The sequence below is a fragment of the Streptomyces sp. NPDC002888 genome (assembly GCF_042888465.1).
GTDB lineage: Bacteria > Actinomycetota > Actinomycetes > Streptomycetales > Streptomycetaceae > Streptomyces.
Window position 1 is genome coordinate 361,796 of the sequence record NZ_JBIAPU010000005.1, and the last position, 13,637, is coordinate 375,432.

Sequence of the window (13,637 nt, forward strand, 5' to 3'; positions counted from 1 at the left end):
ATGGACCAGCGAATCGACATCGACTGGACGTCCTGCCAGGGCCACGGCCTGTGCGCGGAACTCCTACCGGAACACATCACGCCGGACGAGTGGGGCTACCCGCTGACCGACGGCACACCGGTGCCGACCCGCACGGTGAAACGGGCCCGCAGAGCGGCAGCCCATTGCCCGGTCCTGGCTCTCAAACTGACGGTGCTGTGAGCGCCCCTTCAGGGGCGCGGGGAACTGCGCGACAAGCCACAACGCACCCGCAGTGACGAGACGGCCCGCACCACCCCCGAACCGCCCTGAAACCACCCCCTAAAGCCACCCGGCGAACTCCAGCAACAGCTCCGCATCCGTCGACCGCCCCACGCGCAGTGCCCGCACACCCGACTCCACAGCCCGAAACAGCGTCCACCCCCGCAACCGCTCCTGATCCACGTCCAGCGACTCCGCCAGCCGCTTGACCCGCCGCCGAGTCGTCGCCGCCCCTGAGGGCGAGGCGATCAAATCCTCCACCCGGTCACGCACCAGCCGCGCCAGGTCGAACGCGCACTCGCCGACCACCGGATCGGGTCCCACGGCCAGCCACGGCATCCGCTCACCCGAGAGCACCTTGCTCTGCCGGAACGTGCCGTGCAGCAGCCGGTGCTCCGGCGGCCCGGCCAGCAGTTCCTCGCGGGCCGCGAGCGCCGCGTCGACCAGCGGTGCCACCTCGGCGTCCGCCGCCGCGCTCGCCCGCATCGCCCCGGCCTGCCGGCCGGTCCGCTCCGCGACCGTCTCGAAGGTGTGCCCGTCCGGCGGCTCCACCCACAGCCGGCGCAACGTCCCCGCCGCCTCCAGCAGCGCCTTCGCCTCCGGCAGGGACCGCACGGACACGTCCGGATGCAGCCGCTCCAGGAGCAGCACACCCGGCGTGGACGGAGGAGGATCCAGCAGTTGTACGGCGCCCAGGCCGTCCCAGTGCGCCAGCGCGGCCCGCTCGCTCTCCGGGCGGGCCCGGGGCGGGGCCAGCTTCAGCACGGCCGGGGCCGCGTCGGCCTGCCGCACCAGCACGACCAGGCTGCTGCGCCCGCCCGGAACCTGCACCCGCTCCACGGTCAACTCGCGTAGAGCGACGGCCTGTTGGAACGCCGCGGGCAGCTTCTCCAACCAGTCGTCACCGTCCGGTGCCGTCTCACCGAGCGCTCGCACCAGACGCCGCGGCGGTTCGAAAGCCATACGCGAGTCGTCCCTTCCTCTCCGGGTCCTCTGCGGGGCCTCTCCGGGTCACACCGGCGGTGCCGCCGACGCCGAGGCCGTACCGGCCCGCTCGGCGAGCCCAGGGAAGGCTACGCTCTCCCCGCGCCAGCGCACCGCCCGCACCGCTGCCTCCCGCAGGGCCGTGGCCGCCTCGCGCCGTCGCGCATCCCCGGTCGCCCGGACCAGGTCCGAGTAGACCCCGGCCACGCGTTCCTCCAGCTCGGCGGCGAGCCGAACCGCCGCCGCCGAGTCCGGCACGGCGAAGGGGAGCGCGTACCCGGCGCTCGCGGCGACCGGCGTGGCGCCCAGGTCGCGCAACGCGCGCACCAGCGCGTCCCGGCGCGCCCGGTGAGCGTCGTACGCCGCCCGTGCCTCCGTGCGCCGCCCCTCCTGGATCCGCCCACCGACGACTCCGTACCCGTACACGGCCGCGTGCTCTGCCGCGAGCGCCGCCTGCAACGCCCGCAGCTCCCCGTCCTTCACCTTGCTCACCTGGCACTCTCCGTCAGCAGATACGCGTGCGCGGCGCCGGCCGCCGCGACCGAGGCCAGCAGGCGGGCCAGCTCGCCCGGTACCGCCAGGAGCGCCGTGGTCCGCCGGTCCGACAGGGCCCGCTCGGCGGCGGCGAGGTCGGCGAGGGCGTCCTTCTCGTTCCCCGGGACGGACGCAGGGGGCGACAGGGAAGGTGACGGCCGGGAGGTTCCGGGCGACGGTGAAGCCGTGGGCGACCCCGCGCCTCGCGCACCCCGGAACGCCTCCCCGTGCCGCACGGCCGCCGCCCGCAGTGGTCGCAGCCGTTCCGCCAGCGCCGGATGGACGGTGATCACGGCGTCGTACCGCTCCACCAGCCCCGCGCTGTCCCGCGCCGCACGCGCGCGTGCCCGCTCGGTCGCCGAAGGACTCCTGCTCGTGCCGCTGCCGGAGTCGCCGGGAGAGGAGCAGCCCACGAGCAGGGCGGCCCCGGCGGCCGAGGCGAACAGGGCTCTTCTGCGCGGCCCCGAGGGGGCGCGCGACGGCGAGGGGAACGGCACGGCAGACGTCCTCGGGGAACTCGTACGAAAGAAAGACCACGACGGGCGGCACGCCCGTGATCACCGTACCCGCGGCACCGCCCGTCGCCACTCACCGGCACCGCCCGCGCACAGGTGGACGGCAACACTCCTCGCGACCGGATACCCTTTGACCTGACACGCGACCCATCCCACAACAGCACACGCGGCCGAGGAGTCACCCGGATGAGCACCACCCAGAGCGAGAGGCTGCGAGAGCTCCTGGAACCGCTCGTCACCTCCCAGGGCCTGGATCTCGAAGAGATCGCCGTGGACTCCGTCGGACGTAAGCGTGTGCTGCGTGTCGTCGTCGACTCCGACACCGGGGCGGACCTGGACCAGATCGCCGATGTGAGCCGCGCGCTCTCGGCGAAGCTCGACGAGACGAACGTGATGGGCGAGGGCGAGTACACCCTCGAGGTCGGCACCCCGGGCGCGGAGCGCGCCCTCACCGAGCACCGGCACTATGTGCGCGCCACGGGCCGGCTGGTCAGGTTCCAGCTGACCGAGGGCGGCGAACTGGTCGCCAGGATCCTCAAGGCCGACGACGACGGCCTCGACCTCGAAGTGCCCGGCGTGAAGGGCCGCAAGGCCACGACCCGCAGAGTCGCCTTCCCGGAGATCGAGAAGGCCCGCGTGCAGGTCGAGTTCAACCGCAAGGACAGCAACGAGAAGGAAGAGGAGGCGTAGCCGTGGACATCGACATGAGTGCCCTGCGGGGCTTGGTACGGGAGAAGGAGATCTCCTTTCCCCTGCTGGTCGAGGCGATCGAGTCGGCCCTCCTCATCGCCTACCACCGCACCGAGGGAAGCCGCCGTCACGCGCGCGTGGAGCTCAACCGGGAGACCGGACATGTGACCGTGTGGGCGAAGGAGGACCCCGAGGACCTCGAAGAGGGCCAGGAGCCCCGCGAGTTCGACGACACCCCGTCCGGCTTCGGCCGTATCGCCGCCACCACGGCCAAGCAGGTGATCCTGCAGCGCCTGCGCGACGCCGAGGACGACGCGACGCTCGGCGAGTACGCCGGCCGCGAGGGCGACATCGTCACCGGTGTGGTGCAGCAGGGCCGCGACCCGAAGAACGTGCTCGTCGACATCGGCAAGCTGGAGGCCATCCTGCCGGTGCAGGAGCAGGTCCCGGGTGAGTCGTACCAGCACGGCATGCGGCTTCGGTCGTACGTCGTTCGGGTGGCGAAGGGCGTGCGCGGGCCGTCCGTGACGCTCTCCCGCACACACCCCAACCTGGTGAAGAAGCTCTTCGCGCTCGAGGTGCCGGAGATCGCCGACGGGTCCGTCGAGATCGCCGCCATCGCGCGTGAGGCCGGTCACCGCACCAAGATCGCCGTCCGTTCCACCCGTTCGGGCCTGAACGCCAAGGGCGCCTGCATCGGCCCCATGGGCGGGCGCGTGCGCAACGTGATGGGCGAGCTGAACGGCGAGAAGATCGACATCGTCGACTGGTCGGACGACCCGGCCGAGATGGTCGCGAACGCCCTGTCACCCGCTCGGGTGTCGAAGGTGGAGGTCGTCGACCTCGCGGCCCGCTCCGCGCGGGTGACGGTGCCGGACTACCAGCTGTCGCTGGCGATCGGCAAGGAAGGGCAGAACGCCCGGCTCGCGGCCCGCCTGACCGGCTGGCGCATCGACATCCGCCCGGACACCGAACAGGCCGACGAGTAGGGCCGGCGAACAGGGCCGGGGAACAGCGCTGGGGAATAGATCCAAGCCGCAGCCCGCTCAGATCACGACAACAACCGTTCGATTCCTGCCCCAAAGGGGTGAGGTCGGTGCGGGGAGGTAGACTTAGCAGTGTCTGGCCGGACGCATGCCCGCGCATGCCCTGAGCGCACCTGTGTGGGGTGCCGGGAGCGAGCGGCCAAAGACGATCTGCTGCGGATCGTGGCGATCAAGGACGCATGCGTCCCCGATCCTCGCGGTACGCTGCCCGGCCGGGGTGCGTACGTACACCCCGCCCTGGTCTGTCTCGACCAGGCGGTACGCCGTCGGGCGTTCACGCGGGCACTGCGCGTCCCGGGAACGCTCGACACAAAGGCGTTGCGCCGACAGATCGAGCAGAGAACAGTTGCCGACCAGGCAACACCGTAAGACTCGCCGTGCGGAACCCCCCGTGCGGCCTGGTACCTCGCGAGTCGAAAGCAGGTCGAGATTGCGATGAGCACTCGATGAGTACGCGATGAGTACGCCCATGAACTAGCGACGGTCCGGACGCAACCCGGACCTCAAAGGAGCGAAGTGGCTAAGGTCCGGGTATACGAACTCGCCAAGGAGTTCGGTGTCGAGAGCAAGGTCGTCATGGCCAAGCTCCAGGAACTCGGTGAATTCGTCCGTTCGGCGTCTTCGACGATCGAAGCGCCCGTAGTACGCAAGCTGACCGACGCCTTCCAGGGCGGTGGCAACGGCAAGTCCGCCGCGAAGCCCGCCCCGCGCAAGGCTGCCCCCAAGCCCGGTGCGCCCTCTCCGGCGCAGGCGGCACGTCCGGCTGCCCCGCGGCCGGCCGCACCCAAGCCCCCGGCTGCCCAGCAGCCTGCGGCTCCGTCGGTCCCGGCGACTCCGTCGACTCCTTCCGCCCCGGCGGCGTCGACCCCGTCGGCCCCGGCGCCGACCTCCCCGTCGGCCTCCGGCCCGCGTCCGGGTCCCAAGCCCGCGCCGCGTCCGGCCCCGGCCGCCCCGGAGTTCACCGCTCCGCCGTCGGCCCCGGCTCCGGCCGGTCCGAAGTCCGGCGGTGCGCGTCCCGGCCCCGGTGCCCCGAAGCCCGCCGGTCGTCCCTCCGGTCCCGGCCAGGGTCAGGGGCAGCGCCCCGGTGGCCAGGGTCAGGGCCAGCGTCCCGGTGGCCAGGGTCAGCGTCCCGGTGCCCGTCCGTCCGGTCCGCGCCCGGGTAACAACCCCTTCACCTCCGGCGGCAACGCCGGCATGGCGCGCCCGCAGGCGCCCCGTCCGCAGGGCGGCCCGCGCCCGGGTGGTCCCGGCGGTGCCCCCGGCGCCGGCGGCGGTCCCCGTCCGCAGGCTCCCGGCGGCCAGGGCGGCGGTCCCCGTCCCCAGGCTCCGGGCGGCGCGCGTCCGACCCCGGGCGGTATGCCTCGTCCGCAGGGCGGTCCCCGTCCCGGCGGTGGCCCCGGCGGCCCGCGTCCGAACCCCGGCATGATGCCGCAGCGTCCCGCTGCCGGCCCGCGTCCCGGCGGCGGTGGCCCTGGTGGCCGCGGTCCCGGTGGCGGCGGTCGTCCCGGTGGCGGTGGCGGCGGTCGTCCGGGCGGCGGCGGCTTCGCCGGTCGTCCCGGTGGCGGTGGCGGCGGCGGCTTCGCAGGTCGTCCCGGCGGTCCCGGTGGCGGTGGCGGCGGTTTCGCCGGTCGTCCCGGTGGTCCCGCCGGTGGCGGCGGTGGCCGTCCCGGCTTCGGTGGTCGTCCGGGTGGTCCCGGTGGCCGTGGTGGCACGCAGGGCGCCTTCGGTCGTCCCGGCGGTCCCGCGCGTCGTGGCCGCAAGTCGAAGCGGCAGAGGCGCCAGGAGTACGAGGCCATGCAGGCCCCGTCGGTCGGCGGCGTGATGCTGCCTCGCGGCAACGGCGAAGCCATTCGCCTGTCGCGCGGTGCGTCCCTCACCGACTTCGCGGAGAAGATCAACGCCAACCCGGCGTCGCTCGTCGCGGTCATGATGAACCTCGGCGAGATGGTCACGGCCACGCAGTCCGTCTCCGACGAGACGCTGCATCTCCTCGCGGGCGAGATGAACTACACGGTTCAGATCGTCAGCCCCGAGGAGGAGGACCGCGAGCTGCTCGAGTCCTTCGACATCGAGTTCGGCGAGGACGAGGGCGACGACGAGGACCTGGTGGTCCGTCCGCCGGTCGTCACCGTCATGGGTCACGTCGACCACGGTAAGACCCGACTGCTCGACGCCATCCGCAAGACGAACGTCATCGCGGGCGAGGCCGGCGGCATCACCCAGCACATCGGTGCCTACCAGGTCTCGACCCAGGTCAACGAAGAGGACCGCGCGATCACCTTCATCGACACCCCGGGTCACGAGGCGTTCACCGCCATGCGTGCCCGTGGTGCCCGGTCGACGGACATCGCGATCCTGGTCGTCGCGGCCAACGACGGCGTCATGCCGCAGACGGTCGAGGCGCTCAACCACGCCAAGGCGGCCGAGGTCCCGATCGTCGTCGCGGTCAACAAGATCGACGTCGAGGGCGCCGACCCGACCAAGGTCCGCGGTCAGCTGACCGAGTACGGGCTGGTGGCCGAGGAGTACGGCGGCGACACGATGTTCGTCGACATCTCCGCCAAGCAGGGTCTGCACATCGACTCCCTGCTGGAGGCCGTGGTCCTCACCGCCGACGCCTCGCTCGACCTGCGGGCCAACCCGAACCAGGACGCGCAGGGCATCTCGATCGAGTCCCGTCTCGACCGCGGCCGTGGTGCCGTGGCGACGGTCCTCGTCCAGCGCGGCACGCTGCGGGTCGGCGACACGATGGTCGTGGGCGACGCCTACGGTCGCGTGCGCGCCATGCTCGACGACAACGGCAACAACGTCGCCGAGGCGGGCCCGTCGACGCCGGTCCAGGTCCTGGGCCTGACCAACGTCCCGGGTGCGGGCGACAACTTCCTCGTCGTCGAGGAGGACCGTACGGCCCGTCAGATCGCGGAGAAGCGCGCGGCGCGCGAGCGCAACGCGGCCTTCGCCAAGCGCACGCGTCGTGTCTCCCTCGAGGACCTGGACAAGGTGCTCAAGGCCGGCGAGGTCCAGCAGCTCAACCTCATCATCAAGGGTGACGCTTCTGGTTCCGTCGAGGCACTCGAGTCGTCCCTGCTCCAGCTGGACGTCGGCGAAGAGGTCGACATCCGCGTCCTGCACCGCGGCGTCGGTGCGGTCACGGAGTCGGACATCGACCTGGCGATGGGCTCGGACGCCATCGTGATCGGCTTCAACGTCCGTGCGGCCGGTCGTGCCGCGCAGATGGCCGAGCGCGAGGGCGTGGACGTCCGCTACTACTCGGTCATCTACCAGGCGATCGAGGAGATCGAGGCGGCCCTCAAGGGCATGCTCAAGCCGGAGTACGAAGAGGTCGAGCTCGGTACGGCGGAGATCCGCGAGGTCTTCAAGTCGTCCAAGCTGGGCAACATCGCGGGTGTTCTCATCCGCTCCGGCGAGGTCAAGCGCAACACCAAGGCGCGCCTCATCCGCGACGGCAAGGTGGTCGCGGAGAGCCTCAACATCGAGGGCCTGCGTCGCTTCAAGGACGACGTCACCGAGATCCGCGAAGGCTACGAGGGTGGTATCAACCTCGGAAACTTCAACGACATCAAGATCGACGACGTCATCGCGACGTACGAGATGCGGGAGAAGCCGCGCGTGTAAGCGCTCGGGCTTCCGCTTCCGAGGCGGTCCGGTCCGGGGCCGGTCGGCGGAGAGTAAACTCCGTCGATCGGCCCCGGCCGTTCGTTGTACGGTTCTGATGTCCCTGCCACGTGGATGGCAGGGCCATCGATCCCGTGCCGGCGGGTGAACCGGTTACATACATGTATGTGGGGACGTTGTCCTTCGACCTGCTCCTCGGCGACGTACGGTCGTTGAAGGAGAAGCGCTCCGTCGTCCGCCCGATCGTCGCCGAGCTCCAGCGCAAGTACGCGGTGAGCGCGGCCGAGGTGGATCACATGGACCTCCATCGCAGGGCCGGCATCGGCCTCGCGATGGTGTCCGGCGACGCGGGGCACCTGACCGACGTACTCGACCGGTGCGAACGGCTGGTCGCCGGACGCCCCGAGGTGGAGTTGCTGTCCGTCAGGCGGCGCTTCCACGGCGAAGACGACTGACGAACCCAAGAACGACCCAGACAGGAAAGAACGGGAGACGGACCAGTGGCCGACAACGCGCGGGCTAAGAGGCTGGCGGACCTCATCCGAGAGGTGGTGGCCCAGAAGCTGCAGCGCGGGATCAAGGACCCGCGGCTCGGCTCTCACGTCACCATCACGGACACCCGGGTCACGGGTGATCTGCGGGAGGCGACCGTCTTCTACACCGTGTACGGGGACGAGGAGGAGCGCACGGCCGCGGCCGCCGGACTGGAGAGCGCCAAGGGCGTGCTCCGCTCGGCGGTCGGTGCGGCGGCGGGCGTGAAGTTCACGCCGACGCTGACCTTCGTGGCCGACGCGCTGCCCGACACCGCCCGGACCATCGAGGACCTCCTCGACAAGGCGCGCCAGTCCGACGAGAAGGTGCGCGAGGTCTCGGCCGGCGCCGCCTACGCCGGTGAGGCGGACCCGTACAAGAAGCCGGGTGAAGACGAGGACGACACCGCCGAATGACCCAGAAGCCCACCCCGCCCGACGGCCTTGTCATCGTCGACAAGCCGTCGGGCTTCACTTCGCACGACGTCGTCGCCAAGATGCGGGGCATCGCCGGAACCCGCCGGGTCGGCCACGCCGGCACCCTCGACCCGATGGCCACGGGCGTCCTCGTCCTCGGCATCGAGAAGGCGACGAAGCTTCTCGGGCACCTCGCCCTCACCGAGAAGGAATACCTGGGGACCGTCCGCCTCGGACAGACCACCCTCACCGACGACGCCGAGGGCGAGATCACGGAGTCTGTGGACGCCTCGCAGGTCACCCGCGAGGCCATCGACGCCGGCATCGCCAAGCTGAGCGGCGACATCATGCAGGTGCCGTCCAAGGTCAGCGCCATCAAGATCAACGGCGTCCGCTCCTACAAGCGGGCCCGTGACGGCGAGGAGTTCGACATCCCCGCCCGGCCCGTCACCGTCTCGTCCTTCACGGTGTACGACGTCCGGGACGCCGTCGCCGAGGACGGCACGCCCGTCCTCGACCTGGTCGTGTCGGTGACCTGTTCCTCCGGTACGTACATCCGCGCCCTCGCCCGCGACCTGGGCGCCGACCTCGGCGTCGGCGGGCACCTCACCGCCCTGCGCCGCACCCGCGTCGGTCCCTACAAGCTGGACTCCGCGAAGACGCTGGACCAGCTCCAGAAGGAGCTGACGATCATGCCGATCGCCGAGGCGGCCGCGGCCGCGTTCCCGCGGTGGGACGTGGACGCCAAGCGCTCCCGGCTGCTCCTCAACGGCGTACGGCTGGAGATGCCCGGCGAGTACGCGGGCGGCGGTCCCGTGGCCGTCTTCGACCCCGAGGGACGGCTCCTCGCGCTCGTCGAGGAACACAAGGGCAAGGCGAAGAGCCTGGCCGTCTTCGGCTGACGACAGGCACCGTGAAGCTTGGTCCTACGGGCTCGGTCCTACGGGCTCGGTCCCATGGGCTCGGTCCCATGGGCCGGGTCCTATGGGCTGGGTCCGCCCGTGGAGCGGCGATCACGGGGTCGTCCACTGTCGCCGCTCCACGGTCCCCCCTCGGTTCCCCCACCCCTAGGGTTATCCAGTAGCCGCCGTCCATTCACCCGTCCGGGCAGGCGCTCGGAGTGAACCGAGGGAGTGCACGGGGGCGCGTTCGACGCACGATCTGTCCCACCGATCATCCCGCGCCTACGGTCGAACACAGGGCACACGCGTACGGCGGGGAGGCACGACCATGACGGAACGGGCCGCGCGGGACCGGTTCCGGCGGGTGGAGGACGAAGAGGGCGGCCGGGATGCCGCGCGGGGCCGGACCCCTGATGTGGACGAGGCGGAAGGCGGCTGTGGTTCCGCCCGGGAACAGGCGCCGTGGAGCGGGCTCGACGCCGCCCTCGTTCGCATCCACGACCTGGCCGGTCGCCCACGAGGCCTGGGCTTCGTCGCCGACCACCACGGCACGATGATCACCGCGCACGAGACCGTCGACGGCCTGCCCCGCCTCCTCCTGCACGCCACCGAGGACCGGCACTGCCTCGTGACCGCCGCCGACGTCACGCCGCTGCCCGCCCTGGGACTGGCCCTCGTTCGCACCGAGGGGCTCGGCGTGGCCCCGCTCCCCGTCACCGCGCGGGACCGCGTCGAGACCGGCACATACGTCCGCCTCGCCGCCGGCTGCTGGCGCGAGGCGCGGGTCCTGGGGGCGACCTCCGTGACGTACACGGCCACGGACCGCTTCCATCTCGTCGACGAGGCCCTCGAGTTGGCGATCGGCACGGCAGGCCGGGACGCGTTGCGGCTGGGCGGCGGGGCGGCCGGGGGGCCGGTCCTCGACGCCGGGACGGGCGCCGTGCTGGGCGTCCTGGGAACCGCGCTGCAGTCCGACGCGCGGGACTGCGGGTTCGCCGTACCGCTGCGCCCCGCCGGGCCCGGCCCCCTCACCGACCTGCTCGCCCGCAACACGGCGACGGTCCCCGCCTACGGCGCCGACCTCAACCTCGCCGGGGCCCTGGAACTCACGGCGACCTCGGTGGCGCAGGACGGCCCGCGGACCGGCACGGAGGGCACCGTCGCGGTGGCCGAGCCGGTCGAACGGACCGACCTCGCCCGCGAGTTCACCGCCTTCACCCAGAGCCCGTACGCCGTCCTCGGCCTCGTCGGCCCACCCGGCAGCGGCCGTACGACGGAACTCGCGAACCTCGCCGCCCGCCGCCACCGGGGCCCCGAACCCGCCCCCACCCTCTGGCTGCGCGGAGCCGACCTGAGGGACGACGACGAGTCCCTGGCGGACGCGGCACGCCGCGCGCTGCACCGGGCGGCGCGCATCGTGGCCTCGTCTCCGACCTCCCCGGTCGGTCCGCCCCCCGATCTCGGCGACATCACCCCCGAGCAGCTCGCCCGCCCGGCCCGCACCACCGACCGCCCCCTGCTCCTCCTCCTCGACGGCCCGGAGGAGATGCCGCCCCTGCTGGCCCACCGCACGGCCGCGTGGACCCGCGCGACAGCGAGGTGGCTGCAGGAGACGGGCGCCCGGCTGGTGGTGGCGTGCAGGGAGGAGTACTGGGAGGGGGTGGGGCCGGAGTTCCCGGCGGAGGCGCTGTATCGGGGGGCCTCTGTGGCGCAGGGTGGCACTTCAGCCCGTCCGGCGTTCGAGGGCGAGGCCGTTGAGGCCGATGGGGGGTCCGGGGGCGCGGCCCCCGGGGACGGGAGGGGTAGGGGCGGCGGGGGCGACAAACCCCCTCGGCGGCTCCCGCCCTGCGTCCGCCTGGGCGACCTGACGGAGGACGAAGCCGCTCGGGCACGCGCCCGCTACCGCATCCCGGAGGGAAGCCTCGGCGACACCGACGCCCGCCACCCCCTCACCCTCCGCCTCCTCGCCGAGATCCGCGCCGCCCTCCCCGACGCCCCCTTCACCCCCCTCGACCGAGACGAGGTCTTCGCGGCCTACCTGGACCTGATGTGCCTGCGCATCGCCGTACGGCTGGCCGCGGACAGCGGCCTGCGCGGCACCGCCGTCCGCCGGCTCGCGGCGAGGGTCTCCGGCCAGATCCACGAAGCCGCCCGGCGCAGCCTGGGCCCCGGACAGGGCGAGCTGGACCGCAGGTCGTTCGAGGCGGTGTTCCCCTGGGGACCCGCCCCGGCCCGCCTCGGCGGCGGCACCGGCTGGGCGTCCGCCGTCCTCACCGAGGGCCTCCTCGTTCCCGCGGGCGGCGGCTACCGCTTCGCCCACGAGGAACTCGCCGACTGGATCCAGGGCACGCACCTGGACCTGGACGAGGCCCTCCACGCCCTGATCCACCGCCGCCGCACCCAGCCCGGCGAACCCGGCGTCGAACGCCCCCTCCCCGTCCCGCACCACCGCATCGGCCCCGTCGTCCAGTCCCTGCTCCTCCTCGCCCGTCAGCACGGCGACCGCCAACTCGCCTCCCACCTGGCGGACCTGGTGCACGCCCTGGACGCCGACCCGCACTCCTGGTGGGCCGCCCGCCTGCTCTCCCAGACCCTCCTGCGGATGCCCGACGCGACGCCGTACACCGCCGTCCTGCGCCTGCTCGCCGACCGTGTCGTGGCGTGGCGGCAACGCGCACAGCCCGTGCCCGAGGAGTTCGGTCCCGCCTTCTGGAGCGACCTGCGCCTCCCGCAGGACCGCCGCTTCGACCTGCTGCGCCGACTCGTCCTCGCCGACCCCGCCCCGCACGACACCGACACCCCCCGCTACCTCGACGCGGCCGCCCGGTTCCTCGCCGCCGACGCCACCGCCGTACAGCCGTACGTGACCCGCTGGTTCGACGACGAGCGTCCACTGCCCGCGACCCCGCACGCCACCGTGGCCACGGCCGCGCAGGCCCTGCTGCACACCCACCGGCACCGGGCGCTCGACGACCTCACGGAAGTCCTCGTCGACCGCGCCCACCGGCGCGCCGACGAACTGCTCGCCGTCCTCGCCGAGGAGGAGCCGTCCGCGATCTGCCGGGCCGTCGACCGCTGGGTGCGCGACGAGCGGGCGGACCGGCGGGTGGCGGCGGTGGAGTACGGGCTGCGCGCCGCCGCCCACGTACGCACGGAGACCGACCGCGAACTGCTGCGCCACGCCGCCCTCTCCCTGGTCGCCCGCCCCGCCGACTGCACCCTGCACGGCGGTGCGCTGGCCCTCCTCGTACGAGACCCGCACACCAGGGACGGCCACCTCCCGCAGGCGCTGGAGCGCTTCGCCGCAGGGGATCCGCAGTTCCCGCCGAGCGCGCTGGTCGCCGCGCTGCACACTCATCCCGAGCCGGTCCTGAACGCCTTCCGGGCCCGGCTGCGCCGAGGACCCGACACCGGCGAGAGCCTGCGCACGCTCGCCGACGCCGTCACACCCGCCCTCGCCCGACTGGTCGCCCTGCTCGTGCGCGAGGCGGTGGAGGAGCGGCCGGAGGCGGCCGACCACGTGGCCGCGTACGTCGACCGCCGTCTGGACCTGGACCACGGACCGGCCGCGCGTGCCGTCCTCCACCCGCTGGTCACCGGGCTGCTGGACGGCGGCGGCCCGGAGCGGCTGCGCGCCGCGCTGGCCCCGGTGCTCGCCGCTCCCGGCACCCCCGGCTCGCGCCCCCTGCGCCACGAACTGCGCGAGTTCCTCCTCGCCCAGGAGCACGCCCCGGCCGTCCTGGACGCCCTGCTGGACTCCGCCGTCCAGCACTGCGGCGAGGACCTGCGCGACCTCGTGCACCGCGTAGGCCTGCGCCTCGTCCGCACCCCCGACGGCGCGACCCGCTTCGACCGCGCCCTCGTCGACCTGAGCCGCGCCGTCCCCGGCTTCGCCGCACTGATGGCCGGCTGGCTGACCGGCGCCCCCGAGGACTGGGCCGTGGTGGTCGGCCCCAGCACCCGCCGGACGATCGAGAACCTGGCGGGGGTGCGCGTCCCGGCGTAGGGCCCCGTGGGAGGCGGGGTGCTCACGTGCGCCCCGTCACAGCCCACATGCCGATGCAGGCCGACAGCACGCGGCATGGCACCCTTAGACCTGCGTAACAGGTCAACGGTAACTACGGACAAGCGTTCGAGGAGCGG

At 72.9% G+C, this 13,637-nt stretch carries 12 protein-coding genes; 9 read left to right on the forward strand and 3 right to left on the reverse strand.

What is annotated here, in order from left to right; translation table 11 throughout:
• Complete coding sequence (locus ACFYWX_RS11215; RefSeq protein ID WP_389423702.1) at positions 1-201, forward strand: ferredoxin; 201 nt, start codon at positions 1-3, stop codon at positions 199-201.
• 99 nt (positions 202-300) lie between these two features.
• On the opposite strand, the gene ACFYWX_RS11220 is transcribed toward ACFYWX_RS11215, so the two are convergent.
• From ACFYWX_RS11220 to ACFYWX_RS11230, 3 genes are read right to left on the reverse strand one after another with little or no spacing between them, the layout of a single operon-like run.
• A complete protein-coding gene (locus tag ACFYWX_RS11220) occupies positions 301-1,203 on the reverse strand; it encodes an aminoglycoside phosphotransferase family protein (protein ID WP_389423703.1) in 903 nt (300 codons plus the stop codon).
• Between the two features lie 48 nt (positions 1,204-1,251).
• Entirely contained in the window at positions 1,252-1,716 is a 465-nt protein-coding gene (locus ACFYWX_RS11225) for a ferritin-like domain-containing protein (protein WP_389423704.1), read from the reverse strand.
• Complete coding sequence (locus ACFYWX_RS11230) at positions 1,713-2,255, reverse strand: hypothetical protein (RefSeq protein WP_389423705.1); 543 nt, start codon at positions 2,253-2,255, stop codon at positions 1,713-1,715. The genes ACFYWX_RS11225 and ACFYWX_RS11230 overlap by 4 nt, the downstream gene beginning before the upstream one ends.
• A gap of 204 nt (positions 2,256-2,459) precedes the next feature.
• On the opposite strand from ACFYWX_RS11230, the gene rimP reads away from it, so the two are divergent.
• The 8 genes from rimP (at position 2,460) to ACFYWX_RS11270 (ending at position 13,500) form a co-directional block, all read left to right on the forward strand.
• The gene (gene rimP / locus ACFYWX_RS11235) at positions 2,460-2,963 is read left to right on the forward strand and encodes a ribosome maturation factor RimP (RefSeq protein ID WP_389423706.1); all 504 of its coding nucleotides are present in this window, start codon (positions 2,460-2,462) and stop codon (positions 2,961-2,963) included.
• A gap of 2 nt (positions 2,964-2,965) precedes the next feature.
• Positions 2,966-3,952 (forward strand): transcription termination factor NusA, encoded by a 987-nt coding sequence (nusA, locus tag ACFYWX_RS11240; RefSeq protein WP_389423707.1) that lies wholly within the window; start codon positions 2,966-2,968, stop codon positions 3,950-3,952.
• A gap of 129 nt (positions 3,953-4,081) precedes the next feature.
• Positions 4,082-4,378: a YlxR family protein gene (locus tag ACFYWX_RS11245; RefSeq protein ID WP_389423708.1), complete on the forward strand. Its 297-nt coding sequence runs from the start codon at positions 4,082-4,084 to the stop codon at positions 4,376-4,378.
• 147 nt (positions 4,379-4,525) lie between these two features.
• The gene (gene infB, locus ACFYWX_RS11250; RefSeq protein ID WP_389423709.1) at positions 4,526-7,645 is read left to right on the forward strand and encodes a translation initiation factor IF-2; all 3,120 of its coding nucleotides are present in this window, start codon (positions 4,526-4,528) and stop codon (positions 7,643-7,645) included.
• Between the two features lie 161 nt (positions 7,646-7,806).
• Positions 7,807-8,100, forward strand: a complete 294-nt coding sequence (locus tag ACFYWX_RS11255) for a DUF503 domain-containing protein (protein ID WP_389423710.1) — start codon at positions 7,807-7,809, stop codon at positions 8,098-8,100.
• A 45-nt stretch (positions 8,101-8,145) separates the two neighbouring features.
• Positions 8,146-8,592, forward strand: coding sequence for a 30S ribosome-binding factor RbfA (gene rbfA, locus ACFYWX_RS11260; RefSeq protein ID WP_389423711.1), 447 nt, complete (start codon positions 8,146-8,148; stop codon positions 8,590-8,592).
• Positions 8,589-9,494, forward strand: a complete 906-nt coding sequence (gene truB, locus ACFYWX_RS11265; RefSeq protein ID WP_389423712.1) for a tRNA pseudouridine(55) synthase TruB — start codon at positions 8,589-8,591, stop codon at positions 9,492-9,494. Before rbfA ends, truB begins: the two co-directional genes overlap by 4 nt.
• Before the next feature lie 328 nt (positions 9,495-9,822).
• Positions 9,823-13,500: a serine protease gene (locus tag ACFYWX_RS11270; protein WP_389423713.1), complete on the forward strand. Its 3,678-nt coding sequence runs from the start codon at positions 9,823-9,825 to the stop codon at positions 13,498-13,500.
• Positions 13,501-13,637 lie beyond the last annotated feature (137 nt).